Annotated in this window: 1 protein-coding gene (cut by a window edge); it reads left to right on the top strand. The window is 55.6% G+C overall.

Annotated features, from left to right (window positions below; all coding sequences use genetic code 11):
* Positions 1 to 6,000, top strand: part of the annotated coding region (locus KHS78_RS21120) for an Ig-like domain-containing protein (RefSeq protein ID WP_211830974.1) (this coding region is incomplete at its 5' end). 21,062 nt of the annotated region lie beyond the right edge of the window; 6,000 of its 27,062 annotated nt are in view.

Genomic DNA, 6,000 nt, shown 5'->3' with positions numbered 1-6,000 from the left:
CCCAGCCGGATGAAGGCTCAGTCACTAATAACGGTGATGGGACCTTCAGCTTTAACCCGAACAGTGACTTCCAGGATCTGGCTGCGGGTGAAACCCGTCAGGTTACGTTTACCTATGAAGCGGTGGACGATTCCGGTACGGCAAACGACACCAGTGAGCCGGCCACGGTCACAATTACGATCACAGGCACCAACGACAAACCGACAGCCGAAGTGGCGAGCGTCAGCGCCACGGAAGATGGCACAGCGGTAACGGGTAGCTTCAGTGCGACGGATGCCGATACGACCGACACCCATAGCTTCAATATTCTGACCCAGCCCGATGAAGGCTCAGTCACCAATAACGGTGACGGCACCTTCAGTTTTAACCCGAACAGTGACTTCCAGGATTTGGCGGCCGGAGAAACCCGTCAGGTCACGTTTACCTATGAAGCGGTAGATGATTCCGGTACAGCAAACGACACCAGCGAACCGGCTACCGTCACGATTACGATCACGGGCACCAACGACAAACCGACAGCGGAAGTGGCGAGCGTCAGCGCCACGGAAGATGGTGCAGCGGTCACGGGCAGCTTCAGTGCCACGGACGCCGATACCACGGATACCCATACCTTCAACATCCTGACCCAGCCTGATGAAGGCTCAGTCACGAATAACGGTGACGGCACCTTCAGCTTTAACCCGAACAGTGACTTCCAGGATCTGGCCGCGGGTGAAACCCGTCAGGTCACGTTTACCTATGAAGCGGTAGATGATTCCGGTACCGCAAATGACACCAGCGAACCGGCTACCGTCACGATTACGATCACGGGCACCAACGACAAGCCAACCGCCGAAGTCGCGAGCGTCAGCGCCACGGAAGATGGCACAGCGGTCACGGGCAGCTTCAGTGCCACGGATGCCGATACCACCGATACCCACACGTTTAATATTCTGACCCAACCCGATGAAGGCTCAGTCACTAATAACGATGATGGGACCTTCAGCTTTAACCCGAACAGTGACTTCCAGGATTTGGCTGCCGGAGAAACCCGTCAGGTCACGTTTACCTATGAGGCGGTGGATGATTCCGGTACCGCAAACGACACCAGCGAACCGGCTACCGTCACGATTACGATCACAGGTACCAACGATAAGCCAACCGCCGAAGTGGCGAGTGTCAGTGCCACCGAAGATGGTGCAGCGGTCACAGGCAATTTCAGTGCAACGGACGCCGATACGACCGACACCCATACCTTCAATATTCTGACCCAGCCCGATGAAGGCTCAGTCACTAATAACGGTGACGGCACCTTCAGCTTCAACCCGAACAGTGACTTCCAGGATCTGGCTGCGGGTGAAACCCGTCAGGTTACGTTTACCTATGAAGCGGTGGATGATTCGGGTACCGCAAACGACACCAGCGAACCGGCTACGGTCACGATTACGATTACGGGTACCAATGACAAACCAACCGCCGAAGTCGCGAGTGTCAGTGCGACCGAAGACGGTGCAGCAGTCACGGGCAGCTTCAGTGCAACGGACGCCGATACCACGGATACTCACACGTTTAATATTCTGACCCAACCCGATGAAGGCTCAGTCACCAATAACGGTGACGGCACCTTCAGTTTTAACCCGAACAGTGACTTCCAGGATCTGGCTGCGGGTGAAACCCGTCAGGTCACGTTTACCTATGAAGCGGTGGATGATTCCGGTACGGCAAACGACACCAGTGAACCGGCCACGGTCACGATTACGATCACGGGCACCAACGACAAACCAACCGCCGAAGTGGCGAGCGTCAGTGCGATCGAAGATGGTGCTGCGGTCACGGGCAGCTTCAGTGCCACGGACGCCGATACCACGGATACTCACACGTTTAATATCCTGACCCAACCCGATGAAGGCTCAGTCACTAATAACGGTGATGGCACCTTCAGCTTTAATCCGAACAGTGACTTCCAGGATCTGGCTGCGGGTGAAACCCGTCAGGTTACGTTTACCTATGAAGCGGTGGATGATTCCGGTACGGCAAACGACACCAGCGAGCCGGCCACCGTCACGATTACGATCACGGGCACCAACGACAAGCCAACCGCCGAAGTGGCAAGCGTCAGTGCCACCGAAGATGGTGCAGCGGTCACAGGCAATTTCAGTGCAACGGACGCCGATACGACCGACACCCATACCTTCAATATTCTGACCCAGCCCGATGAAGGCTCAGTCACTAATAACGGTGACGGCACCTTCAGCTTCAACCCGAACAGTGACTTCCAGGATCTGGCTGCGGGTGAAACCCGTCAGGTCACGTTCACCTATGAAGCGGTAGATGATTCCGGTACAGCAAACGACACCAGCGAACCGGCTACCGTCACGATTACGATCACGGGCACCAACGACAAGCCAACCGCCGAAGTTGCGAGTGTCAGTGCCACCGAAGATGGTGCAGCAGTCACGGGCAGCTTCAGTGCAACGGACGCCGATACCACGGATACTCACACGTTTAATATTCTGACCCAACCCGATGAAGGCTCAGTCACCAATAACGGTGACGGCACCTTCAGCTTCAACCCGAACAGTGACTTCCAGGATCTGGCTGCGGGTGAAACCCGTCAGGTCACGTTTACCTATGAAGCGGTGGATGATTCCGGTACGGCAAACGACACCAGTGAACCGGCCACGGTCACGATTACGATCACGGGCACCAACGACAAACCAACCGCCGAAGTGGCGAGCGTCAGTGCCACCGAAGACGGTGCAGCGGTCACGGGCAGCTTTAGTGCCACGGACGCGGATACGACCGACACCCACACCTACAATATTCTGACCCAGCCCGATGAAGGCTCAGTCACTAATAACGGTGACGGCACCTTCAGCTTTAACCCGAATAGTGACTTCCAGGATTTGGCCGCTGGTGAAACCCGTCAGGTTACATTTACCTATGAGGCAGTGGACAGCTCTGGCGAGGGTAATGCTGCCAGCGCGGCAGCCACGGTCACGGTAACGGTCACCGGTACGAATGATAAGCCGACTGCGGAGGTCGCCAGTGTTAGTACGACCGAAGATGGTGCAGCGGTCACGGGTAGCTTCAGTGCTACTGACGCTGATACCAGCGATACCCACACGTTTAATATTCTGACCCAGCCTGATGAAGGCTCCGTCACTAATAACGGTGATGGCACCTTCAGCTTTAACCCGAACAGTGACTTCCAGGATCTGGCTGCGGGTGAAACCCGTCAGGTCACGTTCACCTATGAAGCGGTGGATGATTCCGGTACGGTAAACGACACCAGCGAACCGGCCATCGTCACGATTACGATCACGGGTACCAACGACAAGCCAGCCGCCGAAGTCGCGAGCGTCAGTGCCACTGAAGACGGTACAGCGGTCACGGGCAGCTTCAGTGCCACGGACGCTGATACCACCGATACCCACACGTTTAATATTCTGACCCAACCCGATGAGGGCTCAGTCACTAATAACGGTGACGGCACCTTCAGCTTTAACCCGAACAGTGACTTCCAGGATCTGGCGGCCGGGGAAACCCGTCAGGTCACGTTTACCTATGAAGCGGTGGATGATTCTGGTACGGCAAACGACACCAGCGAACCGGCCACCGTCACGATTACGATCACGGGCACCAACGATAAGCCAACCGCCGAAGTGGCGAGCGTCAGTGCGATCGAAGATGGTGCCGCGGTCACGGGTAGCTTCAGTGCTACGGACGTTGATACCACCGACACCCACACCTACAATATTCTGACCCAGCCCGATGAAGGCTCAGTCACCAATAACGGTGATGGCACCTTCAGCTTCAACCCGAACAGTGACTTCCAGGATCTGGCCGCGGGAGAAACCCGTCAGGTCACGTTTACCTATGAAGCGGTGGATGATTCCGGTACAGCAAACGACACCAGCGAACCGGCCACCGTCACGATTACGATCACCGGCACCAACGACCAACCAACCGCCGAAGTCGCGAGTGTCAGTGCGACCGAAGACGGTGCAGCAGTCACGGGCAGCTTCAGAGCGACGGACGCTGATACCACCGACACCCACACCTACAATATTCTGACACAGCCCGATGAAGGCTCAGTCACTAATAACGGTGATGGCACCTTCAGCTTTAACCCGAACAGTGACTTTCAGGATCTGGCTGCGGGTGAAACCCGTCAGGTCACGTTTACCTATGAAGCGGTAGATGATTCCGGTACGGCAAACGACACCAGCGAACCGGCTATCGTCACGATTACCATTACAGGCACCAACGACAAGCCAACTGCCGAAGTGGCAAGCGTCAGTGCCACGGAAGATGGCACAGTGGTCACGGGCAGCTTCAGTGCCACGGACGCCGATACCACTGATACTCACACGTTTAATATCCTGACCCAACCCGATGAAGGCTCAGTCACTAATAACGGTGATGGCACCTTCAGCTTTAATCCGAACAGTGACTTCCAGGATTTGGCGGCCGGAGAAACCCGTCAGGTCACGTTTACCTATGAAGCGGTGGATGATTCCGGTACAGCAAACGACACCAGCGAACCGGCTACCGTCACGATTACCATTACAGGCACCAACGACAAGCCAACTGCCGAAGTGGCAAGCGTCAGTGCCACGGAAGATGGCACAGCGGTCACGGGCAGCTTCAGTGCCACGGACGCCGATACCACTGATACTCACACGTTTAATATCCTGACCCAACCTGATGAAGGCTCAGTCACCAATAACGGTGACGGCACCTTCAGCTTCAACCCGAACAGTGACTTCCAGGATCTGGCTGCGGGTGAAACCCGTCAGGTCACGTTTACCTATGAAGCGGTAGATGATTCCGGTACGGCAAACGACACCAGCGAACCGGCCACGGTCACCATCACAGTGACAGGCACCAATGATGCGCCTGTCGCTGTGGCTGATACGGGCAATGCTGCCACCGTTGGCACAACACGACTTGATGTACTGGGTAACGATACTGATGTCGACAGTGATGACGATGCCTCCAACTTCAGCCTGGATGGAGTGAGTATTACTGGCATTGCGGACAGTGATGGCAGTCGTACCACTAATGGCGGCTCTGTCAGTGTGGTGAATAATCAGCTGGAATTTGATCCAGCGGGGGATTTCGATTACCTGGCCATTGGCGAGAGTGCAACGGTCACTGTCAGTTACACCATGAGTGATGACTCAGGAGAGATATCAACAGCCACGGCCACGATCACAGTCAGTGGTACCAACAGTCAGCCGGTGGCCGAACTGGTCAGTGTTGATACGGCGGTGGAAGATGCGGGAGCCGTCTCTGGTAGCTTCAGTGCGACAGATGAAAACCTGAGCGACACTCATACGTTTAATATTCTGACCCAGCCTGATGAAGGCTCAGTCACTAATAACGGTGATGGCACCTTCAGCTTTAACCCGAACAGTGACTTCCAGGATTTGGCCGCCGGGGAAACCCGTCAGGTTACCTTTACCTATGAGGCAGTGGACAGCTCTGGCGAGGGTAATGCGACCAGTGCCGCGGCCACGGTCACGGTAACGGTCACCGGTACGAATGATAAGCCGACTGCGGAGGTCGCCAGTGTTAGTGCGACCGAAGATGGATCAGCGGTAACCGGCAACTTCGGTGCCACGGACGTCGATACTACTGATACTCACACCTTCAACATTTTGACCCAGCCGGATGAAGGCTCAGTCACTAATAACGGTGACGGCACCTTCAGCTTCAACCCGAACAGTGACTTCCAGAATCTAGCCTTGGGAGAAACCCGTCAGGTCACGTTTACCTATGAAGCGGTGGATGATTCGGGTACGGCAAACGACACCAGCGAACCGGCCACCGTCACAATTACGGTCACGGGTACGAATGATGGACCGGTGGCTGTTGCTGATAGCGATTCAACGTTGGCAACAAGTTCAGTCTCGGTTGATGTCATTGCAAACGATACGGATGTTGATAATGGTGATGTACTGTCCTTGAAAGCCGGCACCGCTTCGGTGGCCAGTGCGCTGGCGACTGGCAATA

The organism is Kistimonas asteriae (genome assembly GCF_018263925.1).
Taxonomy (GTDB): Bacteria; Pseudomonadota; Gammaproteobacteria; order Pseudomonadales; family Endozoicomonadaceae; genus Kistimonas; species Kistimonas asteriae.
This window is presented reverse-complemented; position numbering and strand designations above follow the sequence as displayed.